The 24,375-nt window shown below is 37.7% G+C and carries 20 protein-coding genes, 1 pseudogene and 1 other annotated feature; of the genes and pseudogenes, 10 read left to right on the forward strand and 11 right to left on the reverse strand.

Annotated features, from left to right (window positions below):
* Positions 1-63 precede the first annotated feature (63 nt).
* The 5 genes from KFD70_RS23815 to narI all read left to right on the forward strand — a co-directional run bounded on the left by KFD70_RS23815 (position 64) and on the right by narI (position 7,383).
* Complete coding sequence (locus tag KFD70_RS23815; RefSeq protein ID WP_336450461.1) at positions 64-756, forward strand: Crp/Fnr family transcriptional regulator; 693 nt, start codon at positions 64-66, stop codon at positions 754-756.
* A 212-nt stretch (positions 757-968) separates the two neighbouring features.
* The gene (locus KFD70_RS23820; RefSeq protein ID WP_336450462.1) at positions 969-4,652 is read left to right on the forward strand and encodes a nitrate reductase subunit alpha; all 3,684 of its coding nucleotides are present in this window, start codon (positions 969-971) and stop codon (positions 4,650-4,652) included.
* The gene (narH, locus tag KFD70_RS23825) at positions 4,642-6,117 is read left to right on the forward strand and encodes a nitrate reductase subunit beta (RefSeq protein WP_336450463.1); all 1,476 of its coding nucleotides are present in this window, start codon (positions 4,642-4,644) and stop codon (positions 6,115-6,117) included. Before KFD70_RS23820 ends, narH begins: the two co-directional genes overlap by 11 nt.
* A 19-nt stretch (positions 6,118-6,136) precedes the next feature.
* Complete coding sequence (gene narJ, locus KFD70_RS23830) at positions 6,137-6,667, forward strand: nitrate reductase molybdenum cofactor assembly chaperone (protein ID WP_336450464.1); 531 nt, start codon at positions 6,137-6,139, stop codon at positions 6,665-6,667.
* A gap of 17 nt (positions 6,668-6,684) precedes the next feature.
* Entirely contained in the window at positions 6,685-7,383 is a 699-nt protein-coding gene (narI, locus tag KFD70_RS23835) for a respiratory nitrate reductase subunit gamma (protein WP_336450465.1), read from the forward strand.
* Positions 7,384-7,453: 70 nt separating this feature from the next.
* Here the strand turns inward: narI and KFD70_RS23840 are convergent, their stop codons facing one another.
* The 6 genes from KFD70_RS23840 to KFD70_RS23865 form a co-directional block, all read right to left on the reverse strand.
* A complete protein-coding gene (locus tag KFD70_RS23840; protein ID WP_336450466.1) occupies positions 7,454-8,824 on the reverse strand; it encodes a YHYH domain-containing protein in 1,371 nt (456 codons plus the stop codon).
* Between the two features lie 210 nt (positions 8,825-9,034).
* Positions 9,035-9,160 (reverse strand): hypothetical protein, encoded by a 126-nt coding sequence (locus KFD70_RS23845; RefSeq protein ID WP_336450467.1) that lies wholly within the window; start codon positions 9,158-9,160, stop codon positions 9,035-9,037.
* A gap of 94 nt (positions 9,161-9,254) precedes the next feature.
* Positions 9,255-9,569, reverse strand: coding sequence for a hypothetical protein (locus tag KFD70_RS23850; RefSeq protein ID WP_336450468.1), 315 nt, complete (start codon positions 9,567-9,569; stop codon positions 9,255-9,257).
* A gap of 17 nt (positions 9,570-9,586) precedes the next feature.
* Positions 9,587-9,811, reverse strand: a complete 225-nt coding sequence (locus KFD70_RS23855; RefSeq protein ID WP_336450469.1) for a spore germination protein — start codon at positions 9,809-9,811, stop codon at positions 9,587-9,589.
* Positions 9,812-9,902: 91 nt separating this feature from the next.
* Positions 9,903-10,208, reverse strand: coding sequence for a rhodanese-like domain-containing protein (locus KFD70_RS23860; protein ID WP_336450470.1), 306 nt, complete (start codon positions 10,206-10,208; stop codon positions 9,903-9,905).
* Positions 10,209-10,770: 562 nt separating this feature from the next.
* On the reverse strand, positions 10,771-11,892 hold the full coding sequence (locus KFD70_RS23865; RefSeq protein ID WP_336450472.1) for a homoserine O-acetyltransferase family protein: 1,122 nt from the start codon (positions 11,890-11,892) through the stop codon (positions 10,771-10,773).
* 203 nt (positions 11,893-12,095) lie between these two features.
* Between KFD70_RS23865 and KFD70_RS23870 the strand changes: the two genes are divergently transcribed.
* The 5 genes from KFD70_RS23870 (at position 12,096) to KFD70_RS23890 (ending at position 17,012) form a co-directional block, all read left to right on the forward strand.
* Positions 12,096-14,024 (forward strand): spore germination protein, encoded by a 1,929-nt coding sequence (locus KFD70_RS23870; protein ID WP_336450473.1) that lies wholly within the window; start codon positions 12,096-12,098, stop codon positions 14,022-14,024.
* A 17-nt stretch (positions 14,025-14,041) separates the two neighbouring features.
* Entirely contained in the window at positions 14,042-15,136 is a 1,095-nt protein-coding gene (locus KFD70_RS23875) for a spore germination protein (RefSeq protein WP_336450474.1), read from the forward strand.
* The gene (locus tag KFD70_RS23880; protein WP_336450475.1) at positions 15,112-16,191 is read left to right on the forward strand and encodes a Ger(x)C family spore germination protein; all 1,080 of its coding nucleotides are present in this window, start codon (positions 15,112-15,114) and stop codon (positions 16,189-16,191) included. The genes KFD70_RS23875 and KFD70_RS23880 overlap by 25 nt, the downstream gene beginning before the upstream one ends.
* A 123-nt stretch (positions 16,192-16,314) precedes the next feature.
* Positions 16,315-16,500, forward strand: coding sequence for a hypothetical protein (locus tag KFD70_RS23885; protein WP_336450476.1), 186 nt, complete (start codon positions 16,315-16,317; stop codon positions 16,498-16,500).
* A gap of 83 nt (positions 16,501-16,583) precedes the next feature.
* Entirely contained in the window at positions 16,584-17,012 is a 429-nt protein-coding gene (locus KFD70_RS23890; RefSeq protein WP_336450477.1) for a pyrophosphohydrolase domain-containing protein, read from the forward strand.
* A gap of 401 nt (positions 17,013-17,413) precedes the next feature.
* On the opposite strand, the pseudogene KFD70_RS23895 reads toward KFD70_RS23890, so the two are convergent.
* The 5 genes and pseudogenes from KFD70_RS23895 to KFD70_RS23915 all read right to left on the reverse strand — a co-directional run.
* A pseudogene (locus KFD70_RS23895) lies at positions 17,414-17,796 on the reverse strand (vrrB protein); the annotation flags it as partial.
* A gap of 146 nt (positions 17,797-17,942) precedes the next feature.
* The gene (gene leuS / locus KFD70_RS23900) at positions 17,943-20,351 is read right to left on the reverse strand and encodes a leucine--tRNA ligase (protein ID WP_336450478.1); all 2,409 of its coding nucleotides are present in this window, start codon (positions 20,349-20,351) and stop codon (positions 17,943-17,945) included.
* 66 nt (positions 20,352-20,417) lie between these two features.
* Positions 20,418-20,681: a binding site (T-box leader), on the reverse strand.
* A gap of 50 nt (positions 20,682-20,731) precedes the next feature.
* Positions 20,732-21,925 (reverse strand): MDR family MFS transporter, encoded by a 1,194-nt coding sequence (locus tag KFD70_RS23905; RefSeq protein WP_336450479.1) that lies wholly within the window; start codon positions 21,923-21,925, stop codon positions 20,732-20,734.
* 153 nt (positions 21,926-22,078) lie between these two features.
* Positions 22,079-23,236, reverse strand: a complete 1,158-nt coding sequence (locus KFD70_RS23910; RefSeq protein ID WP_336450480.1) for an MFS transporter — start codon at positions 23,234-23,236, stop codon at positions 22,079-22,081.
* Positions 23,237-23,544: 308 nt separating this feature from the next.
* The coding region (locus tag KFD70_RS23915; protein WP_431613436.1) for a cation:proton antiporter at positions 23,545-24,375 on the reverse strand (831 nt) is incomplete at its 5' end.

Consider the following 24,375-nt stretch of genomic DNA (forward strand, 5'->3'; position numbering starts at 1 on the left):
CATTTTCACCATGTTTACATCCACAATAAGAAATAGACTGCTTTTAAAAGAAAGGTGATTGCTGTGACAAACCGTACGGCATTATCAGAAGATTTAAAGGAATTGCTTGCATCTGTTGAATATAAAATGCAGATTAATAAAGGAAGTTATATTTTCCAAGAAGGTGTGGAGGCAAAAGAACTCTATATCGTTCGCTCTGGAAAAGTGCAGATTAGTAAAATTAGTGCTGACGGACAGGAGTTAACACTTCGCATTTGTTCAACGCATGATATCATCGGAGAATTAACATTATTTACGGACAATGCAAAGTATTTATTAAATGCGAAATGCCTTGAAAATGTTGAGGTTGGCGTAATTAAACGAGATGCTTTAGAGAAGGCATTACTTGAAAAACCAGCCCTTGCCTTTGAATTTATGAAATGGATTAGTGAACATTTAAGGAGAATGCAAACGAAATTCCGTGATTTAGTGTTACATGGTAAAAAAGGTGCTCTTTATTCGACTCTTATTCGTATGACGAATAGTTATGGCGTATTAAAAGAAAACGGCATCCTTATCGATCTACCTTTAACAAATCAAGAGCTTGCGAATTTCTGTGCAACCTCACGTGAAAGTGTCAACCGTATGTTAAATGATTTAAAAAAGCAAGGAATTATTTCTATTCATAAAGGAAAAATCACGATTCATAATTTACAATTTTTAAAATGCGAAATTGCTTGTGAAGATTGTCCCGCCTCTGTGTGTAGTATTGAGTAGCCTCTCTATTTGAGAGGCTACTCTTTTTTCTTTCTCCTTTATTCTACAAAAAAGAATCACTCTTCGATGTGAAAAATGTCACAACTTCCCAAAAAATGTTATAAGTCTGATTTTTGACAATCTGTTGAACTGTGATAGATATCACATCTCTATTTGACGCGCTCTCTTATATTGAAAGTAAGCAAGAGAGACGTAATAAAGGAGTGAACAGTATGAAAAAGAAACCTTCAGCATTAATGAAACGTTTAAAATATTTTTCTCCAATAGATCGCTATAACAACAATCATACACAAGAAACGTATGAAGATCGCGAATGGGAAAACGTGTATAGAAAACGCTGGCAACATGATAAAGTCATTCGTTCTACACACGGTGTAAACTGTACTGGTTCTTGTAGCTGGAACATTTACGTAAAGGATGGAATTGTAACTTGGGAAGGCCAAGAGCTGAACTATCCATCAACGGGCCCTGATATGCCAGACTTTGAGCCACGAGGATGTCCACGCGGAGCAAGTTTTTCTTGGTACATTTATAGTCCACTTCGCGTGAAATATCCATATGTCCGTGGCGTACTTTGGAATATGTGGCAAGAAGAACTTCAAAACCACAAATCACCGCTAGACGCTTGGAAAAGCATTGTGGAAAATCCTGAAAAAGCACGTACTTATAAGCAGGCCCGGGGTAAAGGCGGATTCATCCGTGCTAGTTGGGATGAAGTATTACAACTTGTTGCCGCTTCTCTACTTTATACAGTAATCAAATACGGCCCAGATCGAAATGTTGGTTTCTCACCAATTCCAGCCATGTCGATGTTAAGCCATGCTGCTGGTAGCCGCTTTATGCAGCTCATGGGTGGTCCAATGCTTAGCTTCTACGATTGGTACGCTGATTTGCCACCAGCTTCTCCGCAAATTTGGGGTGATCAAACAGATGTACCAGAAAGTAGTGATTGGTATAACTCTGGTTACATTATGACGTGGGGTTCAAACGTACCAATGACAAGAACACCAGACGCTCACTTCTTAGCAGAGGTGCGCTATAAAGGAACGAAAGTTGTTTCTGTAAGTCCTGACTTTGCGGAATCCACAAAGTTTGCTGATGATTGGATTAGCGTAAAACAAGGTACAGACGGAGCACTTGCAATGGCAATGGGGCACGTCATCTTACAAGAGTTTTACGTGGACCAGCAAGTGGAATACTTCACAAATTATGCAAAACAATATACTGATTTCCCGTTCTTTGTCACATTGAAACAACAAGGAGACCAATTTGTTGCCGATCGTTTCTTAAACGCGAATGATATTGGCCGTGAAACAAAGCTTGGTGAATGGAAACCTGTTCTTTGGAACGATAACACGAACGATTTCGCAACACCTCATGGCACAATGGGGTCACGCTGGGATAACGAAAAGAAATGGAACTTGCGCTTAGAAGATGAACAAACCGGCGAAAAAATTGATCCACGCCTTTCCTTACTTGGTATGGAAGATGCTGTTGGAACTGTACAAATTCCGTACTTCTCTGATGATGGAAACAAAGTATTAGAACGCACAATTCCAGTGAAAAAAATCACGACTGAAGAAGGCGACATTTTCGTTACAACTGTATACGACTTAACGTTAGCAAACTACGGAGTTAACCGTGGACTTGGCGGGCAAGAACCGAAAGACTTCAATGATGATATGCCATTTACACCAGCATGGCAAGAGAAAATGACCGGCGTAAAACGAGAACTGATTATTCAAATCGCTCGTGAATTTGCTCAAAATGCGGTTGATACAAATGGCCGCTCAATGATTATTGTCGGCGCTGGTATTAACCATTGGTTTAACTCTGATACGATTTACCGCGCAGTTCTAAATCTTGTTCTTCTCGTTGGAGCGCAAGGTGTAAACGGCGGAGGCTGGGCACATTATGTTGGGCAAGAGAAACTACGTCCAGCAGAAGGTTGGCAAACGATCGCAATGGCAAAAGACTGGCAAGGTCCACCGAAACTACAAAACGGTACATCTTTCTTCTATTTCGTAACGGATCAGTGGCGCTATGAAGATACACCAGTTGGGCACCTAGCATCACCAGTTGTCGGCAACTCACGCTATCAACATCACGGTGATTACAATATATTAGCTGCTCGCCTTGGCTGGCTCCCTTCTTATCCAACATTTGAGAAAAACGGAATTGAATTATATAAAGAAGCTGTCGCTAGTGGCGCAACAACCCAGGAAGAAATCGGAAAATATGTTGCGCAACAACTAAAAGAAAAAGAACTGAAATTTGCAATTGAAGACCCAGATAACAAAAACAACTTCCCGCGTAATTTATTCGTCTGGCGCGCAAACTTAATTTCAAGTTCTGGTAAAGGACATGAATATTTCTTAAAACATCTATTAGGTACAACAAACGGATTAATGAATGATGATAGCGATTCATTGCGACCAGAAGAAATAAAATGGCATGAAAAAGCACCTGAAGGAAAACTTGATTTACTCATTAACTTAGATTTCCGTATGGCTGGAACAGCACTTTATTCTGATATCGTCCTTCCTGCTTCAACTTGGTATGAAAAACATGACTTAAGTAGTACAGATATGCATCCATTCGTGCATCCATTTAATCCGGCAATCGGTTCACCATGGGAAGCACGCTCTGACTGGGATATTTTCAGCTCTCTTTCTAAAGCAGTATCTAAGTTAGCAACAGAACTTGACCTTGAACCAATGAAAGAAGTTGTCGCAACACCACTTCTTCATGATACACCACAAGAATTGGCACAGCCACTTGGCAAGATTAAAGACTGGAGCAAAGGTGAATGCGAACCAATCCCTGGAAAAACAATGCCGCAAATTCATGTTATGGAGCGGGATTACAAAACGATTTATGACAAAATGACTGCGCTCGGACCAAATGCTGGGAAACAGCCAATCGGTACGAAAGGAATCTCTTGGTCAGCAGAAAAAGAATACGAACAATTAAAGAGTCGATTAGGCGTTGTTCGCACTGATTCTATCGCAAAAGGATGCCCTGACATTAAAGAAGCAATCAATGCTGCTGAAGCAGTGTTAACCCTTTCTTCTACAACGAATGGTCATATGGCCGTAAAAGCATGGGAAGCTCTTGAAAAACAAACAGATTTACAGCTTCGTGATTTAGCGGAAGAACGTGAAGAAGAATGCTTCACATTCGAACAAATTACTGCGCAGCCAAAAACGGTGATTACCTCCCCTGCCTTTACGGGTTCTGAAAAAGGTGGACGTCGTTACTCACCATTTACAACAAATGTCGAGCGCCTTATCCCTTGGAGAACAGTAACTGGACGACAATCGTTCTACTTAGATCACGATATGATGAAGGAATTCGGTGAAACAATGGCTACATTTAAGCCAATTCTGCAGCATAAACCGTTCCGTAAATCACGTCCTGAAGTAGAAGGAAAAGAAATTACGCTGAACTATTTAACGCCGCATAATAAATGGTCGATTCATAGTATGTACTTCGATTCCTTACCGATGTTAACGTTATTCCGCGGTGGTCCAACTGTTTGGATGAACAAAGATGACGCAGCTGAAGCTGGCGTTGCTGATAACGACTGGATCGAATGCTTTAACCGTAACGGCGTTGTTGTAGCGCGTGCCGTTGTAACGCACCGCATACCAAGAGGAATGGCCTTTATGCATCACGCACAAGATCGTCACATTAATGTGCCTGGTACGAAACTAACGAGCAATCGCGGAGGAACACATAATAGCCCAACACGTATCCACGTGAAGCCAACACATATGATTGGTGGGTATGGTCAATTAAGCTATGGATTTAACTACTACGGTCCAACTGGCAACCAGCGCGACTTAAACGTCGTAATCCGCAAACTGAAGGAGGTAGATTGGCTTGAAGATTAAAGCGCAAGTCGGAATGGTAATGAACCTAGATAAATGCATCGGCTGCCACACTTGTAGCGTAACGTGCAAAAACACCTGGACGAATCGTCCAGGTGCTGAATATATGTATTTCAACAACGTGGAAACAAAACCTGGTATCGGTTATCCAAAACAATGGGAAGATCAAGATAAATATAATGGTGGCTGGGAATTAAAAAATGGAGAAATCCAGCTAAAATCCGGTTCAAAAATGAAACGCCTCATGAACATTTTCCATAACCCAGATCAACCTACTATCGATGATTACTTTGAACCTTGGAACTATGATTATGAAACATTAACAAACAGCCCGCAGCGAAAACATCAACCAGTAGCTCGCCCGAAATCAGCAATTACTGGTGAATTTATCGACAAAATTGAATGGGGACCAAACTGGGAAGATGATTTAGCAGGCGGACATATAACAGGATTACAAGATCCGAACGTCAAGAAAATGGAAGAAGATATAAAAACAGACTTTGAAAATGTCTTTATGATGTATCTCCCTCGTATTTGCGAACATTGTATGAACCCATCTTGCGTCTCTTCTTGCCCATCTGGTGCGATGTATAAACGTGAGGAAGATGGCATTGTCCTTGTTGACCAAAATGCATGCCGCGCTTGGAGATTCTGTGTATCTTCTTGCCCATATAAAAAAGTGTATTTCAACTGGCAAACAAATAAAGCAGAAAAATGTACAATGTGCTTCCCGCGTATTGAAGCTGGTATGCCAACGATTTGCTCTGAAACATGCGTAGGACGTATTCGTTATATCGGAGTTATGTTATATGACGCTGACAAAGTACAAGAAGCGGCTTCAGTAGAAGACGAAAAAGATTTATATGAATCTCAGCTTACTGTTTTTCTAGATCCAAACGATCCAGAAGTAGCAGCTGAAGCAAAAAAACAAGGTATTCCTGAAGAATGGATTAAAGCTGCTCAAGAATCACCGATTTATAAAATGATTATTGATTGGAAAATCGCCCTTCCTCTTCACCCTGAATATCGAACAATGCCGATGGTTTGGTATATTCCACCGCTTAGTCCAATTATGAACATGGTGGAAGGAAAAGGAAGCAACTGGCAGGCAGAAGAAATTTTCCCGGCTATCGATAATATGCGTATTCCAATTCAGTATTTAGCGAACTTACTGACAGCGGGCGATGAATCACACATTCGTCTTACATTGAAAAAAATGGCTGTCATGCGAACACATATGAGAGCACTGCAAATTAATAAAGAACCAGATGAAGCTGTCTTACAAAACTTAGGCTTAACGAAAGAAGATATAGAAGATATGTATCGCCTTCTTGCCATCGCAAAATATAAAGACCGTTTCGTTATCCCGACATCTCACCGTGAACAAGTTGCAGATTTATATAGTGAGCAAGGAAGCTGTGGCCTTTCCTTCGCAGGTGGTCCAGGTTCTTGTATGACAATCTCTTAAATAAAGGAGGCAGACAAATATGAAACAAAGTTTACAAACTACGTTTTCTTGTTCTTCCTTTCTTCTCTCCTATCCTGAACTAGGTTGGAGAGAAGCTTTACTAGAATTACAGGAAGAGATTCAAACGATTGAACACGAAGAAATCCGAGCATCACTTACAACATTTATAAAACAAGCGTTAGAAAAAACAAACGATCAACTCATTGATTCTTACGTATATACATTCGACTTTGGAAAGAAAACAAATATGTATCTCACTTACATGAACACAGGTGAACAAAGAGAGCGTGGAATTGAATTATTAGAGTTAAAACAACACTATCAAAAGGCCGGTTTTGCGGTAACAGATAAAGAATTACCTGACTATTTACCGCTTCTACTTGAGTTTCTTGCAAACGCCAAAGAAGAAGATAGTGAACCGATTATGAGTAAATACACAAAAAATATACAAGCATTACACGGGCAGTTAAAAGAAGCAAATTGTATGTACGAACCAATTCTTGCTGCTATTCTCCTCGCTATCGATGCCTGGGGCGTACAAGCGAATTAGAAAGGAGTGTCGTCAAAATGATGGATCGATTTTTATGGGTACTGTTTCCCTATATCATTTTCGCAATCTTTATCGGTGGACACATTTTCAGATACAACTATGATCAATTTGGCTGGACATCAAAATCTAGCGAACTATTAGAGAAGAACATGCTCCGAATCGGCAGTTTGCTCTTTCACTTTGGCATTATGTTCGTAATCGGTGGACATATCATGGGAATATTAATACCAGAATCTATATATACCTCTTTTGGTATTTCTGAGCATATGTATCATATGGTTGCTATCGGTTTCGGTCTTCCTGCTGGAATCGCTTCTATTGTCGGATTAGTGATTTTAATGTACCGCCGCTTTACAGTGAAACGTATTATCGCAACAAGTACAAAAGGAGATTATGTGGCCCTCGTCCTCTTGTTCATCGTAATGTTAGCAGGTCTATCTTCTACATTTTTAAATATTGATGCAAAAGGATTTGATTATCGTACAACAATTGGCCCATGGTTCCGCAGCCTCTTTATTTTCCAACCGAAAGCGGAGTATATGGCAGAAGTACCTCTTTGGTTTAAAATTCATATCATTGCAGCGATGGGACTCTTTGCAACATGGCCATTTACAAGACTTGTACATGTATTTAGCGTTCCTGTGAAATATTTACGACGCAGTTATGTCATTTATCGTAAAAGACAGCCTGTCGGATCTAGCAAAATAAAAATGTAATAAAAACAGCACCTATCTCATTTTCCAATGATTAGGTGCTGCTTTCTTATTTAATCTTTCACTTTTACTTTTACTTTTTTAAATCCGCCATAGCTTCCATTTCTTCTAGTTCATACTGATACGTTAATACATGCTGACCTGATGGGATTCCCCATGCCGTGCTACCGCCTTGATTTGTTGAAATATTTAAGTATACTTTATTATTTTTTAATGTAAATTCAATTTTACCAGAATGTCCCCATCCATCATCATCAAAATGCAAGACCGCTTTATTATTTGTAAATGTTACAACTCCACTAGCTTCAGCATATCTTGTCCCCTGACTTGCCATGTATCCTACTCCAACTGATGCCTCATTTTCAGATATGAAATAAATCCCTGCACTTAGAACAGTCGGAATGTCTCTCCAATCTTCTACATCTGATACATCCACATTACTCCAACTTCCTTCGTATTGTGAAAGATTATCTGTATGTACAGCATTCGGATTCCAAACACCGTTACTTTCTAAGAAATACCACTTTCCATTATCCTGAATCCAACCCGTTTGCATTGCTCCGCTTCCGCTCATGTAGTACCAAGCACCACCGATTTGTTGCCAACCTGTTTGCATTGCTCCACTTCCATTGAAGTAATACCATACGCCGCTGATTGACTGCCAGTTTGTTTGCATTGCCCCGTTGTTATTGAAATAGTACCATGCTCCATTAATTGACTGCCAGTTTGTTTGCATTGCTCCATTGCTATTGAAATAGTACCATGCTCCATTAATTGACTGCCAGTTTGTTTGCATTGCTCCGTTGCTATTGAAATAGTACCATGCTCCATTAATTGACTGCCAGTTTGTTTGCATCGCTCCGTTGCTATTGAAATAGTACCATGCTCCATTAATTGACTGCCAGTTTGTTTGCATTGCTCCGTTGCTATTGAAATAGTACCATACGCCACCAATTTGCTGCCAACCTGTTTGCATTGCTCCACTTCCATTGAAGTAGTACCATACACCGCTAATTTGTTTCCAACCGGTTTGCTTCACACCATTTGCATTGTAGTAATTCCATACAGATCCATTTTTTTGCCAACCTGTCTGCCCTGTTTGATCCTGTTTCATCTTACCGTTAGCACCAATTATATGACCATCAATTGTTGTATTTACTGCCATTTGGCCATTATTGTAAAAATAGTACCATGCACCATTAATTTCCTTCCAGCTTTTCGCTTTCGTTCCACTTTGATCATAGAAGTACCACTTTCCATTCTCTTGTTTCCAATTGTTATGATAATGATATTCTCCTGTTGCAAGTCCATACTTTCCACAGTTTGTGCGGCAAGTATGTCCACCATTTTTATCCAATCCACCAGGACTCGCATAAGCAGCTGTCGTTGATCCCATCACAGTTAGACCCACTGCCATCGCTAAAATTTTCATATTATTACCCATAAATCCCCATCCCCTTTTCTCCCTATCTATGTCTCTATCAAGCACTATTATATGATAACTGAATGATATTAATAAAGATTATTTTTTATATATTAGGCCATCCTATTCTTTATCTATTGAATGATTTCTCTAAAAAATTATCCGATTATAACAATAACTTCTTTGTCAAAAATGATGTGGACGAGGTACCTTGTCTGTCTCGTCTACCTTTCATATTACAAAGTAGTAGTTTTCACCAATTGTATTTCCCATTTTTAACACAACGGATTCTACTTGTTGCTTAACATCAAAACAAATTTGCGCAATATCTAAAAATCGTTGCGAGTATCCTCTCATGTCGTTATCCTGTTTTCCTTGTAAACGAAGCAGAAGAAAACGATGATATGTTATAAGTATGTGAAAAACCCCCTGCTTTTGGCAGGAGGTTTTCCTATAAACCTGGCGCTGAATCAAAATCATCTGTATTCGGAACAGCTTGCATAGTACCAACTTGGCTCACACTTGGACCATTATTTGTATCAGTTCCTGCTGGTGTCCCTCTCGTATATGTTGTTGTTACCGTATCCCCTGGCTGTAAACAAAGCTTCGTTGTTGTTCCAATTACTGTAACAACATCAATACAAGTTGGTCCGGATGCTCCACTATATGTCTTTGATGCGGTAAATGAAGCATCCTTTAAATTATCTCCTGTAAATAAATTTCCATAGTTATTTACAATCACAAATTCTTTAATATTTGCCGGCATTACCAATCAACCTTCCTTTACGAACCTAATGTTAATTCACTCGTTTCTAACGGAGGAATAAATACAGTCCCCCTTGGTACCTCTGCTGGCATGCGTTTCCCATTCAAGAAAGTAGCAACACTAGAGCCACCAGATCCAGCATATATTTTCGCTACAGCAAATGGTTCGATACTATAACAATCGCCTACATTTACCGCTCCTCGATTATTTATAATTTTTATTTTACGAAGAAATGCGCTCATAAGTCCTCCCCTTTAAGAAATTGATTTCTTTGTACACTGTATGCAAAAGAAAAAAACTTGAAACAAACACGTTTCAAGTTTTTAGAATGAATTATTGAATTTCACCTTCATATTGCAGCATACCGCCGATCATATTCACAGTTTTAAAGCCTTGCTCATTTAAATAATGGCATACATTTTCACTGCGCATTCCTGATCTACAAATAAAAATATATTCATTTTCTTTATCAAAGAAATCTACTTTGTTCGGGATATCCCCCATTTTAATATGTACAGCTTCTGGAATTTTCCCTTGTGCTACTTCCTCATCTTCACGTACATCTACTAAAAATAACGTTTCTCCATTTTCTAAACGCTTTTGTACTTCTTCTGTTGTAATTGTTTTTACTTCAGTCATCTTCACAATTCCTCCTTATATACAATAAAACTTTAAGCAATCATTTTTTAGCAATCTATCCATCACCAATTTTAGCATGCAAAAGTACGAACGCAAAGAATCGAAGCTTCTCATATTTTTATTTTTTTCAACACAATTGTAAATGAATCTATTTACAAATCCAGCTTTTACATTGTATCCTCAATATACTTGTTTTACGAAAGGAGTCGATCGACATGACACTTTTTCTTTTCATTATAGGTCTCATTTTTTTAATTCTCGCTATCATTTCACTTGGTATATTTAATAAAAGAAAACCTACACCATCTTCTCAAGAGCGATCATTCATTTATTTATTACTTAGTATAGCTTGTCTTGGAATATGTATTGCTACATACGTCTTCCGTTTAAAAATTTTCTAAAAAGGTGCTTGCTTAACCGCTCGCACTTTTTTCACACCTTGTTATATATTGAAGAACAAAAGAAAGCTTGCACTCGCTTTCTCCTTTTGGTTTCACTTGGCATGGGGCTCAAAAAGGCACTGACCTCTTCTAACTAAAAAAGAGTTGGTTTTTATGCATTTTCAATTTACAGAAACCCTTCTCTTCAAAAACTCATTCACTTTCTTTTCAAATAAATGAACATCTAATACACCGGCCATATGGCCATTTATACTTTCAATCTCATAAACTTCTGCATACTTTCCTTGTTTCTGAAGCATCTCGACCATTTTATAATTATAGCGAGCAGGTTGCAGTAAGTCTTGTTTGCATGGAATCATAAGCACATCTGCCTCTATTTGTGAAATTGCTTCTTCTAAAGAAGAAAAACCGCGTGCAATATCATGTAATAATGTTGCTTTTGCTGTATACATCCATGAATTTGCATCAACAAAAGCGATGTTTTGAAGTGTTAATGTATCTATATTTTGTTCAAATGATGTCTGCACTGCAAAACTCTCATAATCTGCGGTTTCTATGCTATTACGCGGAAATGTCGTTTCATAATAATGAGCATCAAATGCATTTATAAACATCATCTTACCAGCCAAATGTAACCCTTTCGTTGGTTGTTCTTCTCCATAATTTCCACCATTCCAATTTGGATCTAATTGAATAGCTTCAATCGCATTTTGCAATACATTCACCGATGTCACAACCGGATTTTGCGGGTTTGTAATGACACCAATCATTCTTTCTATCATATGCGAATAATGAACAGCCCACTGCTGCGCAATCATTCCACCAGCTGATGGGCCTATGACAGCATGCAGTCTTGTAATTCCCATTGCCTTCACTAATTCGTATTGCACACGTGCTACATCTAAAAATGTAAATACCGGAAATTCCATTCCATATTCGAATCCTGTTATTGGATTAATCGACTTTGGACCTGTTGTAATCACATAAGGATTTTTCACTTGCACATTACAAATGTTGTCGGTACATATGACAAAATAGTGGTCTGTATCAATTGCTTTCCCCGGCCCAATCAGTCCATCCCACCAACCAGGAATGAGATCTTGTTCCGTATATTTTCCTGCCGCATGGCTCGTTGCACTAAAATAATGACAGACTAAAATCACATTTGATTTTTCTTTATTTAACTTACCGTACGTTTCATATCCAATCTGAACAGGAAGCTTTCTGCCATTTTCAAATGTGAATTCTTTCAAATGAAAGCTTTCCTTTTTCACTTGTAGCATAAATTTCCCCTCCATTGTAAATACGTCATTATGTATCAATCTTCCATAACAAATCGATTCCGTTTATCAAAACAATTATACGTTTCCAAAAGAAACCCTTCTTTTAACAAAAAGGATTTTCGTTCCCCCCTTAAACATGTGCATAATATACAAAATAAACCACAAACTAACATTATCTTACATAAATTAAAGAGGGACTACTTATGATATGGAAATGGTTTAGAAAGGAAAAAAAATCAAATAAAACAGGCTTAGAAGAGCAACATCAAACTACTGAAAAAGAGGAGCAAACACAAGGAAAGCAACACCAAGCTGCTCAAACTGCTAAACAAGACACTCAAATACAAAATAAACAACATCAAGCTACTCAAACGACTAAACAAGACGCGCAAATACAAAGCAGGCAACATCAAGCTGCTAAACAAGATATACAAACACAAAACAAGCAACATCAAGCTGCTAAACGAGACACGCATACACAAAGCAAACAACATCAAGTTGCTAAACAAGATATACAAACACAAACACAAAACAAGCAACATCAAGTTGCTCAAACTGCTAAACAACAGGAGCACATACAAAACAAACAACATCAAGCTACTCAAATTACTAAACAAGACACTCATGCACAAAGTAATAATATCAATAGCATTTATGATTTCAGTAAACCTGAGAAAGAAAAAATTCACTCTCTGCAAGATTTATTAGAAAACCTAAAAGCATCTAGTGATTTTGTTAGTTATCATACGTCAGATGATGAAACAATGCCATACTGGATCTCCTATTATCGTCCATCACTTGATGGAGAAAAGCTGCAAAAATATTTAATGCCTGCTTTACTAGAGCGTACCTGCTCTACATTAGAAGAATTAAAAGAACATATTCCAATGAGCGGAATTACAATTACAAATGATCTCCAAAAAATTGAGGATATGGTTTTAAAAGGACACGCTATCGTACAGTTACATAAACAAGATCAAAAGTGTATCTTAGCAAATATTACAATTGATAATTATCGGGCGCCATCTATTCCATTAAATGAATCGACAGTTATTGGTCCACAAGAGGGATTTGTAGAAGATATTGATACCAATATTAACTTAGTACGTAAACGCCTTCCAGTGTTAGCACTACAAACAAAGGAAGTTATCATTGGAACATTCTCTAAAACAAAAGTTGTCATCATGTATTTAGAGAATCTTGCTGAAAAAGACAGTGTGGATTATTTAGAAGAATCACTTCGTGCAATTGAATACGATCAAATTAACGACAGCTCCTATATCCAAGAATTGATGGGAGAAAAATCTATTTTCCCGCTATTTATTAATACAGAGCGTACGGACCGAGTAACAACGGCACTAATCGATGGAAAAATTGCTATTTTTACGGATGGTTCACCAAGCGTCTTACTTACTCCTGTTTCATACTTTGATTTTTTTGTTTCGCCAGAGGATTATAACGTATCTTGGCTATACGCTACGTTCTCAAGATTTTTACGTCTCATCGCTGTTTTATTTTCTATCTGCGCAACACCTCTATATGTTGCCATTTTAAGTTACCATTACGAATTAATTCCGAGCGATCTACTCGAAACATTAATTTTATCAAGAGCACAGGTTCCATTTCCTCCCTTAATAGAAGCTCTCTTTTTAGAACTTGCTATTGATTTGCTGAGGGAAGCTGGAGCTAGACTTCCAATGAAAGTAGGACAAACACTCGGTATTGTAGGCGGTATTGTAATTGGACAAGCATCAGTAGAAGCAGGTCTCACAAGTAATATTTTATTAATCATTGTTGCATTATCTGCGTTAGCTTCCTTTATCACGCCAATTTACAAAATGGGAAATGCAATTCGTTTACTACGATTTCCATTCCTTTTATTTGCAGAATTAGGTGGGCTATTAGGCATTTCACTTGGATTTATCTTTTTATTTACACATCTATTCAGGCTGTCTTCTTTACGAAAACCATACGCGCTCTTTTATCCAGCAAGGCAACAAGCATTAAAAGACTCTTGGATTCGATTTCCGTTATCTATGATTGATACAAGAGATATTCAAGCAAGGCCACAACACGTAAAAAAATCAGCAAATGGGATTTCAACAAAACATACATCTGATTTTGATGAATAAAAAAGCGAGGTGCATATATGAGTAAAGTCAAAACAAAATATCAAATATCTCCTATCTTTGTTTTCTTTTTAGTTCATAGTGCACAATTCGGTGCTGGCGTTCTCGGATTTGCCCGAATTATCGCGAAGGCGGCTGGATACGATGGGTGGATAGGCGTTCTTATAACTGGCATGATCATTCATCTTCTCGTTTGGATGATATATTACTTATTAAAGAATACAGAAGGAAACATAATAGACCTTCATCAGCAAACCTTTGGAAAATGGTTTGGTAATGCTATTAACATTGTATTCATGCTTTATTTTCTTCTTGTAAGTATATCTGTTGTCCGAACGTATGTTGAGATTATTCAGGTGTGGATGTTTCCTACCGCTTCTACTTGGATGCTAACAATCTTTTTTTGCTTATTAAGTTATTACATCATTTCATCAGGATTCCGCGTCATTACTGGTATCTGTGTAATTTCTGTCGGCGGGACTCTCGGTTATATTTTCCTTAGCTGTTTTATGTTGAAATACGCACATTGGGAAAATTTGCTTCCAATTTTTTCTCATTCTTTCGGAAATATTCTACAAGCATCTCAATTATCAATTTATAGTATGACAGGCTTTGAAATTCTTCTTATGATCTACCCATTTGTGAAAAGTCCTGAAAAATCTCATAAATATGCACAATACGGAGCTTTATTTTCTAACATTTTGTATTTATTTAGTACGGTGTTAGCATTCGCTTTTTTTAGTGAAAAACAATTATTAAAAACGATTTGGTCTCAGTTGGCGATGACACAAGTTATTAAATTACCTTTTATCGAACGTTTAGAGTATATTGCAATCTCAGGCTATGCTCTTGTCATTATTACGAGTTTTCTTCTTCCTTTGTGGGCTGCTACAAGGGGAACGCACGAAATTTTTCATGTGAAGCAAAAATATGTTTTACTTTCTTTCATGTTCATTACAATTATTGTGTCGCAACTTTTAACAAACAGGCATGATATTAACGATTTCATTAGTCATTCTTCAAAAGTTAGCCTTTGGCTTATCTATGTGTATATCCCAATCTTATTTCTTATTGTGTGGGTGAAAAGAAGATGGAAAAAATCAAGAAAAAACTAATGCTCCTTTTTTGTATTTGTCTGCTCAGTCTAACTGGCTGCTTACAAAAAAATATCATTGATGACGTACATTTAATTCAAGGTGCTGTTTTTGATTCAGCAAAAGATGATAAAGTAAAAGTAACTTTTGTTTGTCCGGTACAGCAAAAAGGGAATAAAGTACAAGTCTTTGAAGGAATCGGTAATGCTGTTAAACAGGTAAAATCTGATACTTCTTTAGAGTCTTCTCAACCATTTGTAAGCGGACAAATGCGTATTGCTCTATTTACTACAAAAATTGCAAAAAAAGGATTATCTACTACCTTTGATACATTGCTTCGCGATGTAACGATCGGGAACTCATTATATGTTGGATTATTAGAAGGGAATGGCCTTGAGCTATTAACAGGAAAATATACAACTTCCGCTAATGTAGCGATTTATATAAAGAAACTGTTGGAGCATAGCATGAAAACTGGTCCTGTACCAACTGATAACCTATATTTAGGAGCATTCCGATATTATCGAGATGGCCAAGACTACTTTATTCCTGTTCTCAAAAAAAGCAAAGATAAAATCAAAATTACTGGTATCGCTCTTTTCAAGAAAGATAAATATATCGGAAAAATTGATCAACAAGATATGTTTATTTTTAAAGGATTATTAGAAAAGCACCGATTGGACTCACACGAATTTAAAAGTAATGATGGGTATGTAATGATTAATAATATACGTTCCAAACCAACATACATTGTAAATATAAAAGATGGAAAACCTTCCTTTCTAATTAAAATAAAAATGGATGCACGCATTTTAGAACTTTCAAAACAAATAAATCTAGATAATAAAAAGAACACACAAAAAATAGCAAAAGAAGTGGAAAAACAACTAGATGCCAAAGCTGCAAAACTGATTAAAAAATTTAAATCTCTAGATGTTGATCCACTTGGACTTGGAGCTAAATATAGACAACACTATCGACCGTTCAAATTAGATGAATGGAAAAAAATGTATAAAGATGTTCCCGTTACAGTAAAGTATAAAGTTGATATTACAAACTCAGGTGTAATCGAATAATGTGAAATATTGCTTTCTCAAAATGTAAGATTATGATTGAACTCCTCTCTCCGGCATGGTACAACGGAGAGAGGAGTTTTTAAATTACTTACAGAGAGAAAAAAGATATTTACGGGGGAGCTTATGTCTAAAAAGTTAGTAAAACCTATTTTAAATGGTATTCTGTTTCTCGGCGTCTTTTTATTTGCTCATACATACTTAAAAAATGTTTCATTTGTGCGTTATTTACTTGTTGTCGTACCCATGCTACTTGTGGGGATGTTTGGGATTGATCTTGTTTTGTCATTTTTAATAAAGAAAGAGGAATAGGGAGGAACATCTTATGAATAAGATGTTCCTCCCTATTTATGTTACAATGAAACTCGGCACAAAACGAGAAAGGATGAAACAACATGACAAACGAAAAGGGTTTAGATAAAGGATATGAACTTGTTGCAAAAATGCACGAAGTATTTGGACATCCTGTTACAGATGTACCAACAAAATTGACGGAAGAGCGTGCAAAAATTCGTGCAAGCTTTATGCAAGAAGAATTAGAAGAATTTTTAGAGGCAAGTACCGTAGAAGATCAATACGATGCATTAATTGACCTTATTTATTTCGCATTTGGAACATTTGCAGAAATGGGAGTTCGTCCTGATAAAGGCTTTGAAATTGTAAACAATGCCAATATGGCAAAACTATTCCCAGATGGAAAACCACGCTTCCGTGAAGGCGATGGAAAAATTTTAAAACCAGAAGGCTGGCAAGCACCAGAACCACAATTACGTGCTGAAATTGAGCGCCAACGTCAAGAAGCATTAGCAAAAGTAGGGAAATAAATAGCTCGGTTACTTCTATTTTTGTGTCTTATTTTATCGAGCAGTCGATATACTCTAAAAGCGCCGGTATATGATGAAAAGGAGCTATCTTTCTGTACAGATAGCTCCTTTTTGCTTATTTTTTCTTTTTCTCTACCGGTTGGCTTTGTTTAGCGAAATTAGATGAATCATCGAAATTCGGTTGCTTTTTACCAGCATTATTACTTCTGCCTTTTCCCATATGTACACCCCCTCTACTACTTACTATTCCCAAAATAAAAAATCACCTTGCTTCCAAGAGAATTTTTTAATATGTTCTTTTATCCCATTAATGACCAATGTGTCCTGCTTGCTCCTGCTGTTCCTGCTGTTCCTGCTGTTCCCGTAACACTTCCTGCACTTCCCGCCCCACCATACCATATTTGATGTTGTGGATGATGTTGATTGTGGTGCTGGTGGTGACCGTGATGGTGATGGTGACCAGGGTGATAGTGGTGACCATGTATCATTTGAGGAGACGTACCTACTCCGCCTACAAAAACAGGAGCAATACTACCAAATCCTGGTTGTGTCCCCACAGGTGTAGGAAAGGTGGTTGGTGCTCCTACGGGAACTCCGCCTACAAATGTTGGCATTCCTGTTTGCATACCCGCTACAGATGTAGGAGATCCTCCTGGTCCTCCGCCCATCCATGCATGCCACCATATCCTTGTTGCCCATGTCCTCCCATTTGCATCATCTGTGCATAACCATCCGTCTTACCTGGCATAAAACCGTGCGGTGCATTATTGCCCATCCCTTTCATTTCTTTCACCTCTTCTTCACAATTTAGCCTACCTTTTTTATCATATTTCACATGGAAGAATAGGTGTTTGTCTATGCCTGAATCCCGCTCTTTTTTCAATTGCCTCAAAAAAAGAGCAGCCCTCTCATGAGGACTGCTCTTTCGTATTAGTTTGCAACGATATTAACAAGTTTTCCAGGAACAACAATTACTTTACGTACTGTTTTCCCTTCAATTTGTTCTTTAACTGCTTGGATAGCAAGTTGTTCCATTTCTTCTTTTGATGCGTCTTTTTTCATTGTTAGTTTTGCACGAACTTTACCCATAACTTGAACAACGATTTCAACTTCATCTTCTACAAGTTTAGACTCATCAAATGTTGGCCAGCTTGCATATGTGATTGTTTCATTGTATCCAAGTTTGCTCCAAAGTTCTTCCCCGATGTGAGGTGCAACTGGCGCAATCATTTTTACGAAACCTTCTACATATTCTTTCGGAAGTGTTTCAGCTTTGTATGCATCGTTGATGAATACCATCATTTGAGAAATCGCTGTATTAAAGCGAAGCTCTGCATAGTCTTCTGTTACTTTCTTCACTGTTTGGTGGTAAGCTTTTTCAAGCTCTTTATTTGGTGCATCAGTAATTTTTTCACTTAATTCACCGTTATCTTGAACAAATAGACGCCATACGCGGTCTAGGAAACGACGAGCTCCGTCAAGACCATTTTCAGACCAAGCGATTGAAGCATCTAATGGTCCCATGAACATTTCGTATAGACGAAGTGTATCTGCCCCATGGCTTGCTACGATGTCATCAGGGTTTACAACGTTACCTTTTGATTTACTCATTTTCTCGTTGTTTTCACCTAAGATCATACCTTGGTTAAATAGTTGTTGGAACGGCTCTTTCGTTGGAACTACACCAATATCATATAATACTTTATGCCAGAAACGAGCATATAGTAAGTGAAGTACAGCGTGCTCTGCTCCGCCGATATAAATGTCAACTGGAAGCCATTGTTTTACTTTTTCAGGATCTACAAGTGCTTCGCTGTTGTTTGGATCAATGTAGCGTAGGTAGTACCAGCAGCTACCAGCCCATTGTGGCATTGTATTTGTTTCACGACGACCTTTTTTACCAGTTTCAGGATCAACAACATTTACCCATTCTTCAATGTTTGCAAGTGGTGATTCACCTGTTCCAGATGGACGAATGTTATCTGTTTTCGGAAGAACTAATGGTAATTCTTCTTCTTTCACAGCTGTCATTGTGCCATCTTCCCAATGGATAACTGGAATTGGCTCACCCCAGTAACGTTGACGGCTAAATAACCAATCACGTAGACGGTACGTTACTTTTTGATTTCCTGCGCTTGTTACCTCAAGCCATTCAATCATTTTTGCAATTGCTTCTTCTTTATTTAATCCATCAAGAAACGCTGAGTTTACGTGTGCACCATCACCTGTGTACACTTCTTTCGTAATGTCTCCGCCTTTTACAACTTCCTTCATCGGAAGGTTGAATACTGATGCGAATTCATAATCACGCTCATCGTGAGCTGGAACTGCCATTACAGCACCTGTTCCGTAAGTCGCAAGAACGTAATCAGCGATCCAGATTGGTAATTTCTCACCATTTACTGGGTTAACTGCGTAAGCACCAGTGAATACACCAGTTTTCTCTTTCGCAAGTTCTGTACGCTCTAGATCACTCTTCATTTTTACAGAATTAATGTAAGCTTCTACAGCTTCTTTTTGCTCTGCAGTTGTAATTTCTGCAACAAGTGCATGCTCTGGAGCAAGTACACAGTATGTTGCACCAAATAATGTATCAGGGCGCGTTGTGAAAACTGTGAATTTTTCGTCTGTACCATCAATATTGAAGTGTACTTCTGCACCTTCAGAACGACCAATCCAGTTGCGCTGCATGTCTTTTAAGCTTTCTGGCCAATCAAGATCTTCTAGATCTTCTAATAGACGATCTCCGTAAGCTGTGATTTTTAACATCCACTGTTTCATCGGACGACGTTCAACAGGATGTCCACCGCGCTCACTCTTGCCGTCGATTACTTCTTCATTCGCAAGTACTGTACCAAGTGCTGGGCACCAGTTTACAGGTACTTCATCAACGTAAGCTAAACCTTTTTCAAATAGTTTTAAGAAAATCCATTGCGTCCACTTATAGTAGTTTGGATCTGTTGTATTTACTTCACGATCCCAATCGTAAGAGAAACCTAGTGACTTAATTTGATTACGGAACGTGTTAATATTTTTCTCTGTAAATTCAGCTGGGCTGTTTCCAGTATCAAGTGCATATTGCTCTGCTGGAAGACCAAATGCATCCCATCCCATTGGATGAAGAACGTTATATCCTTGCATACGTTTCATACGAGATAAAATATCCGTTGCTGTATACCCTTCTGGATGTCCTACATGCAATCCTGCACCTGATGGATATGGGAACATATCTAGTGCATAAAATTTTGGTTTTTCTGTCTCATCTGGCGTGCGGAATGTTTTATTCTCTTCCCAATACACTTGCCACTTCTTCTCAATTTCTTGATGATTAAAGCTCATGAGATATCCTCCATTCAAATTGTATTTATTTTCACCGCCTAAAATACAAAAAACCTCTCATCCCTAGAAAGGGACGAGAGGTTGTAGATTCCCGCGGTACCACCCTAAATTAATGTAATAAAAGATGTTTATAACGTCCGGTAAAGATCGCTAAACAAGCATCCATATATACATTCGCTTAGATCCGTAACGTGGATGAACGGCAATTGCTACTTTGGTTCACAACTGCAACTCAAAGGCGAGTTCATAACGAAACGTGGATTGACTTGCACCAACCGTCAATTCTCTAAACCAGTTTCTATTACTACTACTCCTTCTCACTGTTATTACATATGAGTTAATTTAAATATATTCTAAAACAAGTTACATGTTCCGTCAAACTAAACTGCAATTTTTTCTTCTACTGTTTCTTCGACCTTTACTCGTTTATCATACATACGCGTTGCGATAAACGCTACTACAAGCATTACCATGATTGCGATAAACAATACTTCCATATTGTATAAGTCAACAATCGCTCCACCAACAACTGGTCCAAACATTTTCCCAACAGTCGCTGCACTATTTACAACACCTTGATAAAAACCGAGCTTATCATTTGGCGCAAGAATGTTTGCAATCGTTGGAACAGCTGGCCATACGAATAACTCACCAATTGTTAATGTCACCATTGCAACGAGGAACATTGTAAATTGCTGTGCTTGACTAAGCACGATAAATGACACTGCAAAAATACCGATTCCGATCATAATTTGTTGCTTTAAAGAACGCTTCATTGCGCGAATAATCATACTTACAAGTGGCTGCGCACAAACAATCATCGCTCCGTTTATCGTCCATAATAAGCTGTAATGACGAAGGCTAATATTTAATTCCTGCATATGTGTCGCAATCGCGCCTTGCCATTGTACATATGTAACCCAGCATAAAGCATATGCTACACATACGATAAGAAGCGCCTTGAACCCTGGTGTAAGTGACCAACCTTTTTTCGTTTCGACCTTTGTTTGTACACTTTGTTCTTTTTTGTCTTCCATACCGCGGAATCCAATAAAAGCAATTAAGAAGAAAATAAAGTATAAAATAAAGTTTGCTAAGAAAATATAATCAAAACGATAAGAAGCAACTAAACCACCGCACGCTGTACCAACAGCAATCCCAACGTTTTGCCCAACGTACATCGCATTAAACGCTCTTCTTCCGCCCTCTGGCCAAACCGTACCCACCATCGCATACATCGATGGAAAGACCATTCCAGAACCGAATCCGATTAACGCAAGCCATACCACATAAAATGGCCACCCATGGAAGAATACAAGGCCTAATATTGATAATAGTGTAATCACAATTCCAACTAAAATTGACTTATATCCACCCCACTTATCAAATAAAACACCGCCGAGTAAATTTCCGATTACTCCTGTTAACGAGTTAATCATCAACACCATTCCGGCTACAGATAGAGACTTTCCTAAATGATCATGTAAATAAATTGTATTAAAAGGCCATAAAAAAGAAGCACCCGTGACATTAATAATCATCCCAGCTACTAATAGCCATACTTTCTTTGGCATAGTTCCCCCTCCTATTCTGTTGTTTTTCGTTCTTATATAACAGTAAAATTGTAGTCGTTTTTATATAGGAAGGCAACTGATTAATAGTTGGTGAAATTCAGATAATAGTACCTACAACAAAACCCGCCTCTGCGTAGAGAGACGGATTTCTTTTTAACGCTTTTTCTTTTCTTTTACATAATCTATATAAACCAAAACAGCTACAAAAATAAAACTTATACTAACAATCCGGAAGATCATCTCTAAACTTACCCATTTCGCTACAATTCCTAATACAAATGCACTAACCCCAACGCCAACATCAAAACTTGAAAAGAAGGTTGCATTTGCCGCTCCGCTTTTTTCTGCGCTAACCTTTTGCACCGCCCACGTTTGTAAACAAGGCATAACCGTTCCGTAACCTGCTCCAAATAAAATCGCTGCAATAATAAGATATAAATTATTTGTCGCATAAGATAACATAACAAACGATAGAAATCCTAATATTGCTGAGACGATAATAATCGACCAAGGCCCTTTTTTATCGTACCATTTTCCCGTAAACGGACGTAGTAAAGTGGAAACAATTGCATTAACTAAGAAGAATAGAAAGATGTGATCTAATCCTTTTTGTTTTCCAAAAAGAACTAAAAAAGTGAGAATCGCTCCAAAACCGAGTGTTGTAATAACTGCTAGTAACGCTTGAAACCATACTTCTTTTTCGAAAATCATCTCAAAAAAGCGAAATGGTTGTTTCTCACGTTTTACAGGAGTAGGAGCATGAACAAATAAAAGCATAATAGTTGCTAGTAAACTAAGCGTTACTGACGACAAAATTAAAATCTCAAAAGAAAAAGTATTGTAAATAAAAATCCCTATACTTGACGCAATAATAGCTCCGACTGTTGTAGAAACAGAAAAATATCCCATTCCTTCTCCTAATCGCGCCTTAGGAATTAACTCCACAGCCATTGTACTGTTAGCAGTTGTTGATACGCCCCATGCAGCACCATGAAAAATCCGTACAAATAAAAACAGCCATACCATATTAAGAAACGGATATATACATGTAATGCTTAGTAAAGCTACACTTGCACCAATCGCCAAGCTTTTCCCTTTATTATCGATTAAATAGTATCCTACTAATGGTCTAATGAATACGGCACCTATCGTAAATAACGTTGTTACTAAACCTACTTGAGCAGAAGATGTATTCATACTTATTAAGTAGGCTGGCAAAACAGGGAGTATCATCTCAAACCCGATAAATATAAAAAAATTACTAAGAAATAAACAAATAAATGATCGATTCAATATTTTTTGATTTTCCATATCATGATTCCTCGCTTCTAAATTGTTTTTTAACTTAGAAGCGACCAGATCACTGAAACGTTTTTCAATCGTCTTAGTCTTTTAGCCAATTGAATCACCCTCTCTCGTTCACATTACAATCTATATCAAAATATCGTTTTAACCCCAAATAAAAATCCCGTATTAAAATAACACTTTTAATACAGGATTTTACTTTATATAATCATTTTTGGCAACTTCCTTTAGTATCCATTTAAGAATGAGCAACCTACCCAATTTAAGGTTTTTTGAAAAACTTCTATAACACTGGAATCGTTCCCTTACAAAAATCATCTAACTTCTTTTTTCCGTTTTGCACTTTCTTTAGAGCTCCATTTAAATATTTTGTCCAATAGAGAATATATTCTCGCAGATTCCTTCGTTAGTAAAGGTCCTAACGATGCCAATATTAAAACATATAAAGCTGAAAATGGTTTAATTGTTGCCATTAAGCCACCAGCTATTCCAATATTAGCGACAATAATGGAGAATTCTCCGCGTGATACAAGAGTTAACCCGATATTCGTAGAAGCCTTATGTGATAACCCGGCTTTACGACCAGCAATCATACCAGCTGTAAAGTTACCGATAATCGTTATCAAAACCGCTCCTAAAGTTAGCCAAACAGCTCCACCTAACGAAAAAGGATCTATACTTAAACCGAAGCTGAAGAAGAATATAGCTCCAAAGAAATCACGAAACGGAACGACAAGATGCTCAATGCGGTCACTATGCTCTGTTTCAGAAAAGACAAGTCCTAATAATAAAGCACCAATCGCCTCAGCAACATGGATTGTTTCTGAGAATCCAGCGACGAAGAATAAAATAGCGAATATTACGATAATAAAGATTTCATTAGACGAAATATCCAGCACTTTATTCAAGAACGGCGTAGCTGTTCTTGCAATCACAAAGAATAGCAACATGTATCCTAATGCAATTAAAACAGATATCAGAGCTCCTACAAATGAAGTCGCACCTCCGAGTACTAAGCCTGAAACGACAGATAAATATACTGCTAAAAAGATATCATCAAACATAATGATCCCTAATATTAGCTCTGTTTCTTTATTACCTGTTCTTCTTAAATCAACAATTACTTTCGCTACAATTGCACTTGA

This window comes from Bacillus pfraonensis (genome assembly GCF_050768835.1).
Lineage (GTDB): Bacteria > Bacillota > Bacilli > Bacillales > Bacillaceae_G > Bacillus_A > Bacillus_A pfraonensis.